At 68.4% G+C, this 14448-nt stretch carries 17 protein-coding genes; 7 read left to right on the forward strand and 10 right to left on the reverse strand.

The genetic code is table 11. The features are described from left to right. Nucleotides 1-13: 13 nt before the first annotated feature. Nucleotides 14-502, forward strand: coding sequence for an SRPBCC family protein (locus tag MED15_RS18690; protein ID WP_112602395.1), 489 nt, complete (start codon nt 14-16; stop codon nt 500-502). A gap of 4 nt (nt 503-506) precedes the next feature. After that, on the forward strand, nt 507-1067 hold the full coding sequence (locus MED15_RS18695) for a dihydrofolate reductase family protein (RefSeq protein ID WP_112736372.1): 561 nt from the start codon (nt 507-509) through the stop codon (nt 1065-1067). An 87-nt stretch (nt 1068-1154) separates the two neighbouring features. Here MED15_RS18695 and MED15_RS18700 read toward each other — a convergent pair whose 3' ends face one another. Next, complete coding sequence (locus MED15_RS18700; RefSeq protein ID WP_112736374.1) at nt 1155-1547, reverse strand: hypothetical protein; 393 nt, start codon at nt 1545-1547, stop codon at nt 1155-1157. A gap of 134 nt (nt 1548-1681) precedes the next feature. Between MED15_RS18700 and MED15_RS18705 the strand changes: the two genes are divergently transcribed. Beyond that, nucleotides 1682-2143 (forward strand): HNH endonuclease, encoded by a 462-nt coding sequence (locus MED15_RS18705; RefSeq protein ID WP_112586908.1) that lies wholly within the window; start codon nt 1682-1684, stop codon nt 2141-2143. A gap of 75 nt (nt 2144-2218) precedes the next feature. Here MED15_RS18705 and MED15_RS18710 read toward each other — a convergent pair whose 3' ends face one another. Next, nucleotides 2219-2857: a nucleoside/nucleotide kinase family protein gene (locus MED15_RS18710; RefSeq protein ID WP_112736412.1), complete on the reverse strand. Its 639-nt coding sequence runs from the start codon at nt 2855-2857 to the stop codon at nt 2219-2221. 332 nt (nt 2858-3189) lie between these two features. On the opposite strand from MED15_RS18710, the gene MED15_RS18715 reads away from it, so the two are divergent. Continuing rightward, nucleotides 3190-4011: a phosphotransferase gene (locus MED15_RS18715; RefSeq protein WP_208646688.1), complete on the forward strand. Its 822-nt coding sequence runs from the start codon at nt 3190-3192 to the stop codon at nt 4009-4011. 146 nt (nt 4012-4157) lie between these two features. Here the strand turns inward: MED15_RS18715 and MED15_RS18720 are convergent, their stop codons facing one another. The 4 genes from MED15_RS18720 to MED15_RS18735 all read right to left on the reverse strand — a co-directional run bounded on the left by MED15_RS18720 (nt 4158) and on the right by MED15_RS18735 (nt 7997). Further along, nucleotides 4158-4559, reverse strand: a complete 402-nt coding sequence (locus MED15_RS18720; RefSeq protein ID WP_112699043.1) for a VOC family protein — start codon at nt 4557-4559, stop codon at nt 4158-4160. Continuing rightward, nucleotides 4556-5332, reverse strand: coding sequence for an arsenate reductase/protein-tyrosine-phosphatase family protein (locus MED15_RS18725; protein ID WP_112699066.1), 777 nt, complete (start codon nt 5330-5332; stop codon nt 4556-4558). The genes MED15_RS18720 and MED15_RS18725 overlap by 4 nt, the downstream gene beginning before the upstream one ends. 173 nt (nt 5333-5505) lie before the next feature. Continuing rightward, nucleotides 5506-7407: a S9 family peptidase gene (locus MED15_RS18730; RefSeq protein WP_112736378.1), complete on the reverse strand. Its 1902-nt coding sequence runs from the start codon at nt 7405-7407 to the stop codon at nt 5506-5508. Nucleotides 7408-7535: 128 nt separating this feature from the next. Further along, a complete protein-coding gene (locus MED15_RS18735) occupies nt 7536-7997 on the reverse strand; it encodes a winged helix-turn-helix transcriptional regulator (RefSeq protein ID WP_112602389.1) in 462 nt (153 codons plus the stop codon). Nucleotides 7998-8126: 129 nt separating this feature from the next. Between MED15_RS18735 and MED15_RS18740 the strand changes: the two genes are divergently transcribed. Together MED15_RS18740 and MED15_RS18745 are read left to right on the forward strand one after the other, a co-directional pair. Then, entirely contained in the window at nt 8127-8795 is a 669-nt protein-coding gene (locus MED15_RS18740) for a DUF899 domain-containing protein (RefSeq protein WP_112736380.1), read from the forward strand. Further along, on the forward strand, nt 8792-9319 hold the full coding sequence (locus MED15_RS18745; RefSeq protein ID WP_112736382.1) for a pyridoxamine 5'-phosphate oxidase family protein: 528 nt from the start codon (nt 8792-8794) through the stop codon (nt 9317-9319). The genes MED15_RS18740 and MED15_RS18745 overlap by 4 nt, the downstream gene beginning before the upstream one ends. A 135-nt stretch (nt 9320-9454) precedes the next feature. On the opposite strand, the gene MED15_RS18750 is transcribed toward MED15_RS18745, so the two are convergent. Beyond that, nucleotides 9455-10837 carry an FAD-dependent monooxygenase gene (locus MED15_RS18750; RefSeq protein ID WP_244220503.1) on the reverse strand — a complete coding sequence of 461 codons (1383 nt, stop codon included), beginning with the start codon at nt 10835-10837 and terminating at the stop codon, nt 9455-9457. Nucleotides 10838-11193: 356 nt separating this feature from the next. Then, nucleotides 11194-11898: a TetR/AcrR family transcriptional regulator gene (locus tag MED15_RS18755; protein WP_112724873.1), complete on the reverse strand. Its 705-nt coding sequence runs from the start codon at nt 11896-11898 to the stop codon at nt 11194-11196. An 86-nt stretch (nt 11899-11984) separates the two neighbouring features. On the opposite strand from MED15_RS18755, the gene MED15_RS18760 reads away from it, so the two are divergent. Next, a complete protein-coding gene (locus tag MED15_RS18760) occupies nt 11985-12848 on the forward strand; it encodes an NmrA family NAD(P)-binding protein (RefSeq protein WP_112736414.1) in 864 nt (287 codons plus the stop codon). A gap of 16 nt (nt 12849-12864) precedes the next feature. On the opposite strand, the gene MED15_RS18765 is transcribed toward MED15_RS18760, so the two are convergent. After that, nucleotides 12865-13647: an ABC transporter permease gene (locus MED15_RS18765; protein WP_112736384.1), complete on the reverse strand. Its 783-nt coding sequence runs from the start codon at nt 13645-13647 to the stop codon at nt 12865-12867. A gap of 31 nt (nt 13648-13678) precedes the next feature. Beyond that, a complete protein-coding gene (locus MED15_RS18770) occupies nt 13679-14437 on the reverse strand; it encodes an ABC transporter permease (RefSeq protein ID WP_208646689.1) in 759 nt (252 codons plus the stop codon). Between the last annotated feature and the right edge of the window lie 11 nt (nt 14438-14448).

Below are 14448 nucleotides of genomic sequence, written 5' to 3' on the forward strand. Positions count from 1 at the left end.
ACAAGGAGAATTGATGGACAGCGACAAACCGCCAATCGTCATCTCACGAGTGGTGGACGCGCCACGGGAGCTGGTCTACCGAGCTTTCACCGACCCGGACCACCTGGCCGCATGGTGGGGACCGATCGGCAACTCACTGCCCCGCGGCGAAATGAAATTCGACGTTCGGCCTGGCGGCTACCAGCGGTGGACCGAGGTCTTCCCGACCCAACCCGACCTTCGAGTCGACGTCCACATCGACCTCACCGACGTCGTCGACGGCGAACTGCTCGACGGCGTCGCGCACGTCACCGGGCAGCTGCCGGAGGGCATTGAGCCGCACGAGACAAGGATGCGGGTCGAGTTCCACGACGAGGCCGATGGACGGACGCGCCTTGAGATCCGTCAGTGGCTCCCGGGGAGGGTGGTTGGCCCCGCCGAACAGGGTTGGAACGAGGCCTTCTCCAAACTGGACGCCACACTGCGGAATGCCCACCCCGTCGCAGTCGACGTCGAGGTGTAGCGCCATGGCCAAGCTGATCTACGTGAACAACGTGTCCCTCGACGGTTACATCGAGGACGAACACGGCAGATTCGACTGGACTCCACCCGACGACGACTACCTCACGTTCATCACCGACCTCGTCAGGCCCATGGGCACCTACCTCTACGGCCGGCGTCTGTACGAGTCGATGTCCGTCTGGGAAACCGACCCTGCCCTGGCCGCACATTCGAAGCTCACTGCCGACTTCGCCGACGTCTGGCAGGCAGCGGACAAGATCGTCTACTCCACCACGCTGGACGCGACCTCGACCGCCAGGACCCGGCTCGAAAGGAACTTCGACCCCGCCTCGGTACGCGCCATGAAAGCCTCGGCCACCAGTGACCTCACCATCGGAGGCGCACACCTCGCGGCGCAGGCATTCCAGGCCGGGCTGATCGACGAGTGCCACCTGCTGATCCATCCCATCCTCACCGGCGGAGGCAAGCCCGGGCTGCCCAGCGGCATCCGCCTTGACCTGGAGCTACTGAGCAATCGCCGATTCAGCAACGGTGTGGCGTCCCTGCACTACGGCATCCGCACCTGAGACGGTCGTCGGCGTCACCGATCCGGAGGTGTGTCGGTGACGCCGACGGGACGTCCAGCTCGTTCTGGGCGACCTTTCGCATCTCGGTCAGTCTCCATACCAGTGCAGCGTCAGGCCAGGCTCGTCACGCCAGCGCGCCAACAACGCCTTCAGCGCCGCCACCAGCTCACGCTCCGCGTCGTCAGCCGCCGCCGCCGCGAGACGGTCGACGTCAGCGTCGAGCTGCGGCAGATCCTCACGAACGAGTACGCCATCTGACCACGGGCTGAGCTGACCCAGGATTGGAAGTCGGTTACCGCCGGCGGCGTTCAGCAGCGGCAGCAACTCCTCCACCGGCACGTCGAGCAGCAAACCGCGCTCCTGCGCCGCGGTCCACTCGTCGGCGTCGGCGCGATGGCGCTCCCGCCGCTGCGCGCGGGTAGCCCGACGCAGGCTCTTCGGACGCGGCAGCGGAGCGCGCAGCACCAACAGCAGACCCACCCGGCGAGGCTACGGCAGCTCTGGTGTGGACAGCACGGTCGGCTACCGGCCGGAGCGCGACCATTCGCCGAGCGGGCGCGCCGGCGGGTCCGCCGTCGTTCGACGAGGCTGTGCGACCTGGGTACGGTGAAACTGTGCTCTCGGCCGTGAAGGGTCTGTCCCGGTACCACACCGAGGAGTCGCTGCGCGTCTACCTGTTGGAACGCTCGCACCGTACCGAGCACGGCTGCCTGGTCATCGAAGGTTACGGGCGGCGACGCGGGGTGCACCAGAAGGTCGCCGGTCGCGCGTGGGCGCACATCGCCGCGTACGTCGTCCTCGTCGGCGGGTACGACCCCGCCCTCGACGTCGATCAGACCTGCGGTGCCGCCGACTGTATCGAGCCGACACATCTGCGCCAGCTCAGCCGGGCCGAGGCCTGCCGCAGCCGCAACCAGTTGGCACAGTGCCGCAACGGCCACGACCGTGAGCTCGACCCGGCCACCGGCCGGTACCGTCGGGTCTGTCGCAGTTGCAACCGGGAGGCCCAACGCCGCTGGCGTGAACGCGAGGCCGCCGAGGTAGCCCAGGCCCGCGCTGCGTACGGCCGCTCGTAGTGATCGTCCGGAGATGCAACCCGGTCTGACGCATCAGGAGCAGGGCGGGTGCCGCGGTAGCAGGCACCCCGCAACTCACCTCGATGATCGTCGGCCGATGTTCACCTTGGCGAGGACCGGTCTGGTCACATCCTGGTTGTCGATGACGACGTCCGCGAGTTCGTGAGGCGCGCAGGCGGCGAAGTACAGCCGCTGGCCGCCGACGTAGCGGCCGAGGCTGGGATGTTCGGGATCCGGATGCGAGCCGTCGCGTCGGGCCATCCGGGCCACGGTGACCGCGAACGGCGCGTCAAGAAAGACGGAGAAGTCCCAGAACTCCACCAGCTCGTCACGGTGCAGGAACAGCCCGTCGACGATGAGTACCGTGCCAGGCGCCGCGGTCCGCCACGCAAGATCCAGGACCCCGTCTGTACGAAGATCATGGACAGCAGGACGGTAACGGCGAGAGCCTCCGAGACCGAACGGCTCCAGCACGTTGTGGACGAGGGCTTCGTAGTCGTAACTGTCGAGCCAGAAGCCTTCCGGCGAATCCCGGCCCCGGCGATGCCGCGCAGCCCGACGGTGATGAAAGCCGTCCGCCGATACGTGCACGACAGGACGTCGCCGGTCGCCCAGCACGGCGGCCAACTCGCCGGCGAACGTGGACTTACCCACCCCGTCGACCCCGTCAACGGCCACCCGTACGCACTGCGGCGCGGGGAACGTCGGAACCATGTCACCGACATCGTCAAGCAACTGCTCCCGCCCGACGCTCACGCCGTTCCTCCGTCCATGGACCGGAAGCGCCGCACGCCCCCACGGATCGAGGAAGTCATTCTGGCAGACGCCTCACCACCAGCGGCCCGCATCAAGTCCCGTCGGGGACAGGACAGGCGGCTCGTCCGGCCACGTACACCAGCCTCATTCGTTACACAGCATAACTGTCATTATGGTGCCTGCACGTTTCGCACCTTTCGTCCCAGGTAATTAGCGGATTATCGTTAATAACAATCCAGTATTCGGCTCCCTGGAGCTCAGGCCCACTCGTCGGCCGCCTCGGGAACGCTGTGGCTTTGCAGCCCCCACGCGCTCAGGATGTCGGCATGAATGACCACAGTGCGAACGCGGTCGACGAGCAGGAGGAAGCGCTACCGGGCGGCAACATGGGCGGTGCAACTCGTGTCGGTGCCACTGTTCGGCGCGGTGCCTGGACCTGGAGCCCGACGATTCAACGCCTGCTCCGACATCTACGTGAGCGTGGGGTCACCTGGGCTCCGCAACCGCTCGGGACCGATGAGCACGGACGCGACAGCGTCTCGTACCTGCCGGGCATCGTGCCGCAGTACCCGTTGCCGGACTGGGTCTGGAGCGATGACGTCCTCACCGATGCAGGTGTCCACCTTGCACAACTTCACCAGGCCACCGCCAGCTTCGACACCGTCGGCGGAGTTTGGCAGTTCCCGGTGCGACAGCCAGCTGAGGTCGTCTGTCACAACGACTTCGCGCCGTACAACATGGTCTTCACCGACCGGCGGCTCACCGGAGTCATCGACTGGGACACGGCCTCGCCCGGTCCCCGGTCGTGGGATCTGGCCTACCTTGCCTACCGGCTGGTGCCGCTGGCCCATCCCGACAACGGCGACGCAATCGACAGTGACGTACGCGAGCGGGCACGTCGGCTGCGCATGCTCTGCGATGCCTACGGCTCGGGGCAAGACCCTGCTCACGTCCTTCAGGCCGCGGTCCATCGACTACACGACCTCGCCGCCTTTACCGAGGCGCGAGCCGATCAGGGACAGGAGAGCATTCGCAGTCACGTCGGGCTCTACCGACGCGACGCGAGGTGGATCACCGCGCACGCCGATCAGTTGGGCCGAGATGTCGCCTAGGCCACCAGCGCCCCCATTGGCCCCGCACGGCGTGCGTTGGATGCGCGAGAGATCCCGGGCATGAGCGGCTGGGCTGCGGCGGAGTCGACGCTGAGGAACATCGACTTTGCCCTGGCGGGCTGCGCGGCAGCGAAGTGCGACCGGCTTCAGGTGTTGGCGCGGGTGGCTTCGCGGACGGGTTGGAAAAGTTCGATGAGGTTGCCAGCGGGGTCGGCGAGCAGGATCTGACGGCCGCCGGGCCCGGAGACCAGTTCGCTGCGGAACGCCAGGCCAGCGTCGCGGAGCCGGTCGATCTCGGAGTCCAGGTCGTCGACGATGAGGTGGATACGGTTGCGGCCGGGGCTGGTGGCGTCGTTCGGGGTGGCGCGGGCGCCGGAGCTGGCGGGTCCGGACAGCAGCAGTCGTAGCGGGCCGCGGACCACGTCGGCGAAGGCGGGGGCCGCGCTGATCTTGAGGTGAAAACCGAGGTGGGCGGTGTAGAAGTCGACGGCGGCGTCAACATCGTCGACGAGGTAGCGGACGCTGACGTACTGCTCAGGTGTGCTCACGGTTTGGTCTCCTGGGGATCGGTGGCGAGGACGGGCAGCAGATGCCGCACGCGGGTGTCGATGTCGGCAGCAACCTGCAAGAAGGCGGGGTAGTCGTCCCTGGTGCCGGCTGCGGCGGGGTCGGGGATGCTCCAGTGCAGCTGACCGGCCGGGTTGCCGAAGTCGGGGCACACCTCTCGGGCCTTGTCGCACAGGGTGATCACGTAGTCGAAGCGGCGGCCGGTGAGCGTGTCCAGGTGCCGCGGGTGCCGCGGGTGCCGGCTCGCGACGTCGACGCCGAAGTGGTCGCGCAGCACCCGCACGGCATGGGGGTGTAGTTGCGGTCGGGGGCGGGTTCCTGCGCTGGTCACCTGCACATGGCCGGCAGTGAGGCGTCGGAGCTGGGCTTCGGCGATGGGGGAACGTGCGCTGTTGCCCGTGCACACGAACAGCACGGTTCGCGGCGGGTGGACCGGCGGGGCCGGTGGAGTGCTGCCCAACTGCAGGGCGGGGTGCAGAGCGGCGCCGGTGCCTGCCAGCGCGTGGGCGCAGCTGTCGAGGTCGAGGTGGTAGTAGCTGTCGCGACCGTCGAAGCTGCTGCGAGTGGCGGTGACCAGGCCGCCGTCGCGCAGCAGCCGTAGGTGGTAGGAGACAAGGTTCTGCGGCTGGGCCAGGAGGCTGACCAGTTCGCGGACTCGCAGGTCACTGCGGGCGAGTGCGGTCAGCAGTTGCCAGCGCAGTGGGTGTGCGGCCAGCCGGACGAACGGCGGCGCAGTGTGACTCGGCGGCACCATGACCACGAATATACATCAAACTGGTTTGATCGGTTTGGGGTGAGCGGGAATGTGGCCACACGCCCAACTCCCAGTTCCGGCCGTACGCGTTGACGTGGCCGGCCCACTTCGTCGGTACGAACCGGCCGGGGCGCCGGTGGCGTACAGCCGTCCGGCCGCACAGTCAGCTCAGGTCAGGTCCGGAGCCAGCGATCAAACCAGGCGCGGGTCCGGCGCAGGACGTCGAGTTGGTGGTTGCGTTCCCGGATCGAGTGGCCCTCTCTCGGGTAGATCACGAACTCGTGCTCGACGTCGAAGTGGCGTAGCGCCCGGTGGAGGTACACGGCCTGTCCGAGGGGGACGTTGGTGTCCTCGGCGCCGTGCAGGATGAGCACCGGAGTGCGGATGTTGCTGGCGAAGGAGATCGGGCTGACCGCGTCGTGTGGGTGTGGGCCGATGCCGGACCAGCCGGTGCTGCCACCGAGTGCGGCTTCGAACTGGCCGTTCTCCCCGGTCGCGGCGAGCATGCCCCAGTCGATGATGCCGGCGCCGACCAGCGCGGCGCGGAAGCGGTCGGTCTGGCCGACGGCCCAGGCGGACATGAAGCCGCCGTGGCTCCAGCCGGCGATGCCCAGCCGGTCGGGGTCGGCGATGCCCTCGGCAACTAGCAGGTCGATGCCGGTCAGGATGTCGGTCCACTCCTGCTGCCCGACCCGGCCGGCGACGCTGGCGGCGAACTGGTGGCCATGGCCCTGGCCGCCGCGCGGGTTGGGCAGCAACACCGCGTAGCCGGCGGCGGCCAACCACTGCGCACTGGGAAACCAGAACAGCTGGCAACGATCGGCGTAGCGATCGTACGGGCCTCCGTGCACGATCGTGACCAGCGGGAAGGGGCCTTCCGATGCGGTCTTTCCGACCGGCAGCACGAGCAAGCCGTCCAGGTCGAGGCCGTCGACGGCGCAGTAGGCCAGCGGCTGTTGCGTGCCAAGCGGAATGCCGCCGAGTTCCGGACGAGTGTTGGTGATTCGTCGCAGCGGCCCGGTTGGCGCTCCGATGTGAACGTTCGGGGTTTGGTAGCGGGTGCCGGTCAGTACCGTGATTCTGTCGCCGGTAGGGGTGGTGGTGAGGTTGTCGATGCGTCCGGGGTGATGCGACAGGATCGTGAGGTCAGTGGGGTCGAGCCGGGCCAGGGACGTGTTCAGTCCGTCGGCGAGCACCACCAGCGGTGCCGCGTCGGTCTGGCGAAGTTCGGTGGGGCACATCGAGAGACCAGCGGTGCGGTTACGCAGGACGCGGCTGTCCATGGCCAGGTCCAACACGGCGGTGCCGGCCTGCAGAACCGGTGGGGTGAGCGCGATGTAACCGAGGTGCCAACCGTCCGCGCCCGGCCACCAGGCCAGAGATCGTGCGTCGACCTCGACCGGTCCGAGGTTCTCCGCGGTCCCGGTCGTGGGATCGAACAGGTGCAGTTGGCCGGCGCGTGGACCGTGGTCGTTGTCAGCACTGGCCCAGGTCAGCACGGCAATTGGGCCGCCGTCGGGACGTTGGCGCAGTTCCACGACGTGCCGGTCACCGAACACACTCGGGGTGGTGACCCGGCCGGTGCCCAGGTCGAGCAGGCGCAGTCGAACGCGCGGTTCACGCTCGCCGACGACGATGGCGTCGTCGCGGTCCCGGGCGCGGCGCGCGTCCTGCTCGGTGGGTTCGTCCTCGGCGAGCAGAGCGACCAGGTTGGGGTCGCTGAGCGGCAGGTGGTCGAGGACGCCGCCGCGCCAACTGGACAACGTGGTCACCGTGCCGCCGGCGAGGGTGAGCCCGTGCAGTTGCGGGGTACCGCGGCCGGCGCGGTCGGACAGGAAGAACAGCGTTCCCGAGTCGGCCGACCAGCGTGGCTGGGATTCGGTCGCGGTGTCGGCGGTCGCCCGGCGTGACTCGACGGCGGCATCGGTGTCGACGAGCCAGAGCTCGCTGTCGAGGTGGTCACCGGTCCGGCTGAGGGGAGCGAGGACGTAGCAGAGCAAGCGTCCGTTCGGTGCGAGCGCCGGGGCCTGCGGGGCGCAACCATCGACCACGAGCTCGGCTGTCAGACCCGTCATGCGATGAGTCTGCCAGCATCGACAGAACATCATGCGTCGGTCCGGTACTGGATCGACGCATCCGATTCTCACCGAACGTGCCGGGATCGATCGGCGGCCACAAACCAGTACGCCAACCGATCCGTTGGTCACGATTCCGGGTGGGCTCCGGGTCCGGGCAGCAGGTCGATGTCAGTGGCCCGCATGGGCTGCTCGCACTCCGAGCACCGCAGTTCCACATGACTGATCTTGCCGCAGGCGTGGTGGCGGTACAGCACCGGTGGGCCGGCCTCGCCCGCCGTCCACCGGTCACCCCACCTCACCATGACAAGCAGCAGATCGCACAGCTCCCTGCCCTTGTCGGTGAGCAGGTATTCGTGCCGGACCGGCCGGGCGGAATACTCACGCCGGGCCAGGACGCCCTGTTCGACCAGCCAGTTCAGCCGCTCGGCGAGCACCTTGCGGGACATGCCGAGTCCCCGCTGGAGTTGCTCGAAGCGGTGCGTGCCGGCGTAGACGTCCCGCAGGATCAGCGGTGACCACGGCTCACCGATGACGTCGAGGGTGCGGGCGATCGAGCACGCCATGGCGCCGAATTGCGTTCGCTGCATGACACCACGATACGCAAGGTGGTTCCTTCAAGGAACTGACTCTGTTAGCGTCACAACCAGTCCGTTCCTTAAGGAGACGGACTCGTTCGAGCCCCCTCCACACGCGTATGGAAGCCGAAAGAGGCCCGTATGAACCATCCGCCGATCGTGCCGACCGAGGACTGGCAAGAGGCAGTGAACACCTTGCGCGTCCACGAAAAGGCACTCACCCGCCAGCTCGACGCAGTGGCCGCGGCGCGTCGCCGGCTACCGATGACGCCGGTCGAGCAGGACTACGTGTTCGAGGGCCCGTCCGGGCCTGCCAGTCTGACCGACTTGTTCCAGGGCCGCCGCCAGCTCATCGTGTACACCTTCATGTGGCACGGCGTCGACGCTGTCTGCTCCGGCTGCTCGATGTTCACCGACAACGTCGGACACCCGGCCCACCTCAACGCCCGCGACGTCACCCTGGCGTTGACGTCCCATGGCCCACTGGACGACCTGCTGGCGCTGCGGCGGCGAATGGGTTGGGCCCTGCCCTGGTACTCGTCGCTGAACAACAGCTTCAACGCCGACATGGGAACCGTCGACGGATTCGCGCTGAACGTCTTCCTCCGCGCCGACGACCGGATCTTCCGCACCTACACCACCACCGCCCGGGGCGTGGAACGGCTCGGCAGTAACTGGTCCTTCCTCGACCTGGCGCCATACGGTCGACAGGAGACGTGGGAGGACTCGCCGGAAGGCTGGCCGCAGACCCGGCCCTACCAGTGGTGGCGGCTGCACGACGAGTACGACACGACCAAGGACCCGTCATGAGGGTCGACACGCCAGTCGCTGAACTCCTCTTCGGGCAGGAAGATGCCACACCCTTCAACACCGACGTGGCGACACTCAAGCCTTGGAGCCAGGCACTGGCCTGTCTGGATTCGGCGCACAAGTGTTGGCTGTCCACGGTAGGTCCGGATGGCCGTCCACATGCCGCGCCGGTGATGCCGGTGCTGGTGGATGGGGTGCCGTGCATTGCGAGTCGCCCGAGCTCCCGCAAGAGCCGAAACCTGGCCGGCAACCCCCGCGCTGTCATCACCGTGAGCAGCGACAGCCTCGACCTGGTGGTAAGCGGTGAAGCTCACCAGGTGTCGGGCGAGACCGCGCTGCGCCGGGTGGCCGCCGCCTTCGCAACGAAGTACGGCTGGACGTTCGCCATCAGGGACGGCCGAGTCCATGACGAGAGTCTGCCGGGGTCGCCCCGGTATGCCTTCTACAAGGTCTCCCCCGTCCGGGCTTTCGGTTATGGCGCGGACGGACTGACCGCGACCCGTTGGCGGTTCAATCGCACCTGACTGCCGGGCTGTGTCATGAACCGTCACCGGCACGTCCAGCCTCACATCATCAGTGACCGGGCTCGGGGCAACTCAGAGCGTCACCCCGAGCCCGGTCGCTGATAGTTCCTCAACCTCGAGGCCGCCGGCCTGAGATCAGTGGGCGGGCCTGCCGAACCAGCGGGAGAGGTGGTCGTCCAGGTCCTGCTGGTCGTCGCCGATCCAGGCGACGTGGCCGTCGGGGCGCAGCAGGACACCTGGAACGTCCAGCGCCGCGCTCGAATCCGCAAGGTAGTCCACCCGGTCTGACCAGCCGCCAACCGTGAGGCGTTCGGTGCGGTCCAGCAGCAGACCGCGGCCGCCGTGCAGCAGACCGTAGAGGTGGCCCTGTTTGACGTCGATGTCGGGCAGGCGGCGACCGAGCAGGTCGGGGCCGGCGCCGAAGTCGTAGCGGATACCGATGGCGGTGATCTTCTCCAGCAGATGGAGGTTCACCTCGTCGAAGTCCATCAACTCGGTGAGCAGCCTGCGCACCGCCTGTGCGCCCGGTTCGGTGGACAGCAGCTCCGTCTGGGCTCGGGTGTTGTCCAGCACCGCCTCGGCGACCGGACGGCGTTCGGCCTGGTAGGTGTCCAGCAGTGCCTCCGGTGCCCAGCCGCGGATCCGCGCGGCCAGTTTCCAGCCGAGGTTGAACGCGTCCTGGACGCCCAGGTTGAGGCCCTGTCCGCCGATGGGCGGATGAATGTGCGCCGCGTCGCCGGCCAGCAGCACCCGCCCGACCCGATAGCTGTCGGCCAACCGGGTGGCATCGCCGAAGCGGGACAACCAGCGCGGGGAGTGCACGCCGAAGTCGGTCCCGGCGATGGCGCGCAACTGGTGTTTGAAGTCGTCGAGGGTGGGCGGTTCGGCGCGGTCGCTGACCCCGGCGGCGGGGACCAGGACGCTGTAGACCCCGACACCCGCGGGCCGGAGCCAGAACCGCTGATGGGTCTCGCGGATCTCGGCCACCGTGGCGGCGATCTCCTCCTGCGGGACGCCCACTTCCATCTCGCCCATCAGACTCTCGGTCCGGGCGGGCTCGCCGGGAAAGCCGACGCCGAGCAGTTTGCGCACCGTGCTGCGCCCGCCGTCGCAGCCGACGAGGTAGCGCGACCGCAACTGTTCCCCGTCGGCCAGCTCGACTGTCACACCCTCGTCGTCCTGTTCGAAACCGGCGACCGCCCGACCGCGCCGGACCTGCGCGCCCAGCTCGATGGCGTGCTCTTCGAGCAGACGTTCGATGACCGGCTGCGGGATGCCCAACAGGTAGGCGTACCGGGAATCCAGGCCCTTGGGCGCGGGCTTGGCGATGGCGGCGAAGAAGGCGCTGGCCGGACGCTGCCGCCCGTGCGGGAGGATGCGGTCCAGCAGCCCGCGCATCGCCATCAGCTCCAGGCTGCGGATGTGCAGGCCGACGATGCGGACGGCCGACGCCGGCTCGGTCTTCTGCTCCACGATGAGGACCCGGACGTCGTGCAGCCGCAGTTCGGCGGCGAGCATCGCACCGGTCGGCCCGCATCCGGCAATGATCACGTCGTACGTGTGGGGCACACGATCGGTGTTGGGGGCCGACGATGCTGGGCGGATGTCGCCCACGGTGGAGTCGGGCTCGACCGGCTCGGTCGACGGCGGGTCGGCGGTGAATTGCGGAGGGTGCATGGGTGTTGCCTCTCGGGGGTGCCGTGTTGGCAAGGCGCTCCCGGCGACACCTACGTCAATCGCCCGACCGTGACGGCAAGGGGGAGCACCCACATCGCTACAACGTTCATGGGTCTCACCTCCTCGGGCGGTGTCGCGGTCAACTGCAAGCTATATCCCCCAGCGTGATCCCGTCGAGTTGTTTCCTCGTCACGTGATCACGGCGTCTGGTGGGTCAGCGATCGGTGCAGCCACTCGGCCATCAGCGCGCGTTCGGCGTCGGTGAGCCCCGGGAGGTTGGGCAGCACCGTCGCGAAGGTCACCGCGACCGCGTTCGCGGTGGTGTCGGGTGTTATCGGAGTTGTCGCCAGGATGCTGGTGAGCACGGCATCGAGCATGGCCTCACCCAGACCCGGGTCGCGCTGGTCGGCGGGCATTCCCAGCAGCGTGAGGATGGTGCCGTTGCCCGCAGAGTGGATCATCATCAGCGCGCGCTCCTCATCGACCCGGAGGAGGCCGGACGCGGCGAGTCGCCGGACGCGGCGGCGTAGCACGTCGAGGCCGGCGACAGTTGCCGGCGAGGGCGCGCCGCTCCCCCGGGTGGCGATCAGCGCGTACAACTCGGGGTTTGTCAGGCCGAACTCCACGTGCGCGCGCCATCCGGCGCGCAGGTCCGCGACCGGGTCGCCGTCCGCTGCGACCGCTTTGCCGCTGACGTAGGTGGCCATGACGTGTTCGGCGACGGCGTCGATGAGGCCGTCCTTGTCGCCGAACAGGCGATAGATGGTCGGCGCCTGCACGCCCGCGGCCTGGGCGACGGCGCGGGTCGTCACCGCGTTCGCGCCCTTCTCGCGCAGCAGTTGGGTCGCTGCCGAGACGATGCCCGCACGGACGTCGTCGCGGGTGTCCTGCGTCGTCACCATGAACCGATGCTAACAGTGACTTGTTATCCATGAATTATCGGTGATAACGTTCGCGCCGTAACGCCGATAACAAGGGAGTGTTCATCATGATCGTCGTCACCGGTGCCACTGGCCAGCTGGGGTCCCAGATCGTCGACCGGCTGCTCGACCGGCTGTCGCCCGACGCCGTGGGCGTGAGCGTGCGCGACGTCGACAGGGCCGCCGGCCTCGCCGAGCGTGGGGTGCGGGTGCGCGCCGCGGACTTCACCGACCCGGCCACGCTGGGGCACGCCTTCGAGGGTGCCGACAAGGTCCTCATCGTCTCCGCCGCCATCCGCGGCCCCGGCGCGTTCGTCGCGAACCGCGCCGCCATCGACGCCGCCCGCGCCGCGGGAGCCAGTCGAATCCTCTACACCAGCCACCAGGCCGCCTCCCGGGACTCGCTCTTCGCCGCCCAGCCCACGCACGCCGCGACCGAGGAACACCTGGCCGGACTGGGGATTCCCTTCACCGCCCTGCGCAACGGCTTCTACGCGAGCACGCTCAGCTTCTCCATCAGCACGGCGCTGGAGACCGGGCGACTCGTGGCGCCGGCGGACGGCCCGGTCTCCTGGACCGCGCACGCCGACCTGGCCGAGGCGGCAGCCGTCGCTCTCACCGACGATGGCGTACTCGACGGGGTCACGGCACCGCTGACCGCCTCGGAGATGCTCGACCTCGAAGCGGTGGCCGCCATCCTCAGCGACATCACGGGCCGCAGCGTCGAACGCGTCGTCGTGGATGACGACCAGTGGCGGGCGTCCGCCATCGAGCGAGGCATGCCCGCCGCTGCGGCCGACTTCACTCTCGGCATGTACCGCGCGGCGCGGGAGAAGGAGTTCGCTGTGACCGATCCGACGCTGGAGGCAGTCATCGGCCACCGCCCGACACCGGTCCGCACGGTGCTCGAGGCCATCGTCGCCAAGCGATGACGCGCTCGCGAGCCGATCAGCGCAGCATCGCCCGGGTCATTCGACGGGTGGCGACGTACATCGCGATCGAGCCGAACGCGAGGAGGTAGGCCACCGGGATCAGCAGGTCCCAGCCGAGGCGGCCCAACGCGGGTTCCCTGACCAGCTCGATGCTGTGGTAGAGCGGCAGCACCTGGATCAGCGGCCGCACCGCCTCCGGGTAGACCGACAGGGGATAGAACGTCGTCGCGAACAGGTACATCGGCAGCATGAAGAGCTGGATGTACTGAAAGTCGGGGAAGTCGCGCAGGTACGTCGTGACGGCCAGGCCGCCGGCCGCGAACGCGTACGAGATCAGCAGCGACGCCGGCAGGGCCAGCAGCACCCAGGCCGACGTGACCAGCCCACCGACGGCCATGAGGGCCAGGAAACCGATCGACGTCAGCAGCCCGTTGATCATCGCGCTGATCACCTCGCCGACGGCGATGTCGGTGACGGAGAGCGGTGTCGGCAGGATCGCCTCGTAGGTCTTCTCGACCCTCATCCGGATGAACACACCGAAGCTCGTCTGGTTGAACGCCGTGTTCATCGCCGTGGTGGCAAGGATCGCCGGGGCCACGTAGGTGGCGTACGGGACGTCGACACCGGGGACCGTGCCGACGAGCATCCCGACGCCGACGCCGATCGACAGCAGGTACAGGATCGGTTCGACGAGCGCGTTGAGCAGCGGCGTGACCGACCGGCGGTAGATCATGAAGTTGCGTTCGATGAGCGCCAGGGCCCGGCGTCTCGTCCAGGCGGGTACGGCGACGGTGGTCATGGTGCCTCCACGGGGCGCTGGGCGTGGGCCGTCACGGGTGCAACCGTCGGCGGTACGTGACCCGAGCGACCAGGAAGCCGCCGATCGCGAGCACCAGCAGGTAGCCGATGTGGACGGAGCTGCCGGTGACCGTCGCCGTGCCGAGGCTGAGAGTGCGGCACAGCTCCACCCCGTGCCACAGCGGCAGCAGGTAGGACACCGGTCGGATCCACTCGGGCAGCTGCGAGACCGCGAAGAACGTGCCGGAGAACATGTAGAGCGGCATGATGACGAAGCGGAACACCGTGTCGATGTGGCGCAGCTTGCGTACGCCGACCGCCCACGCGGCGGCGGGTGCCGCGAACGCGACCCCGGTCAGCGTCGCGCCGAGCAGGGCGCCGAGGGCCCACCATCCCCCGATCAACCCGAACGCGGCCATCACCACGATGAAGGCGCCGCTGGCGATGAGCACCCGGAAGGTGATGAACAGCAGGTGCCCGGCGGCGAGCTGCTCCGGCCTCAGCGGCGTCGGTGTGGCACTGCGGTACGCCCCGAAGCCGGCGGCCCGGGCGACCCCGGCGGCCCCTTCCAGGAACGCGTTCTGCATCGCGGCGGCGGCCAGCATGCCCGGGGCGAAGAACGCCGCGTAGGAGACGCCGGCGATCTGGGCGGGCGCGTTGTCGTCGACGAGGGCGCCCAGCCCGGCACCGATGCCGATGAGGAACAGCAACGGGTTCAGCACGTTGATCACGATCGAGCCCCGCCAGGTACGCCGGTAGCGCGTCAACCAGTACCCGAATACACGAAGCACCAGTGGCCTCC

The organism is Micromonospora noduli (assembly GCF_003264475.1).
Lineage (GTDB): Bacteria > Actinomycetota > Actinomycetes > Mycobacteriales > Micromonosporaceae > Micromonospora > Micromonospora noduli.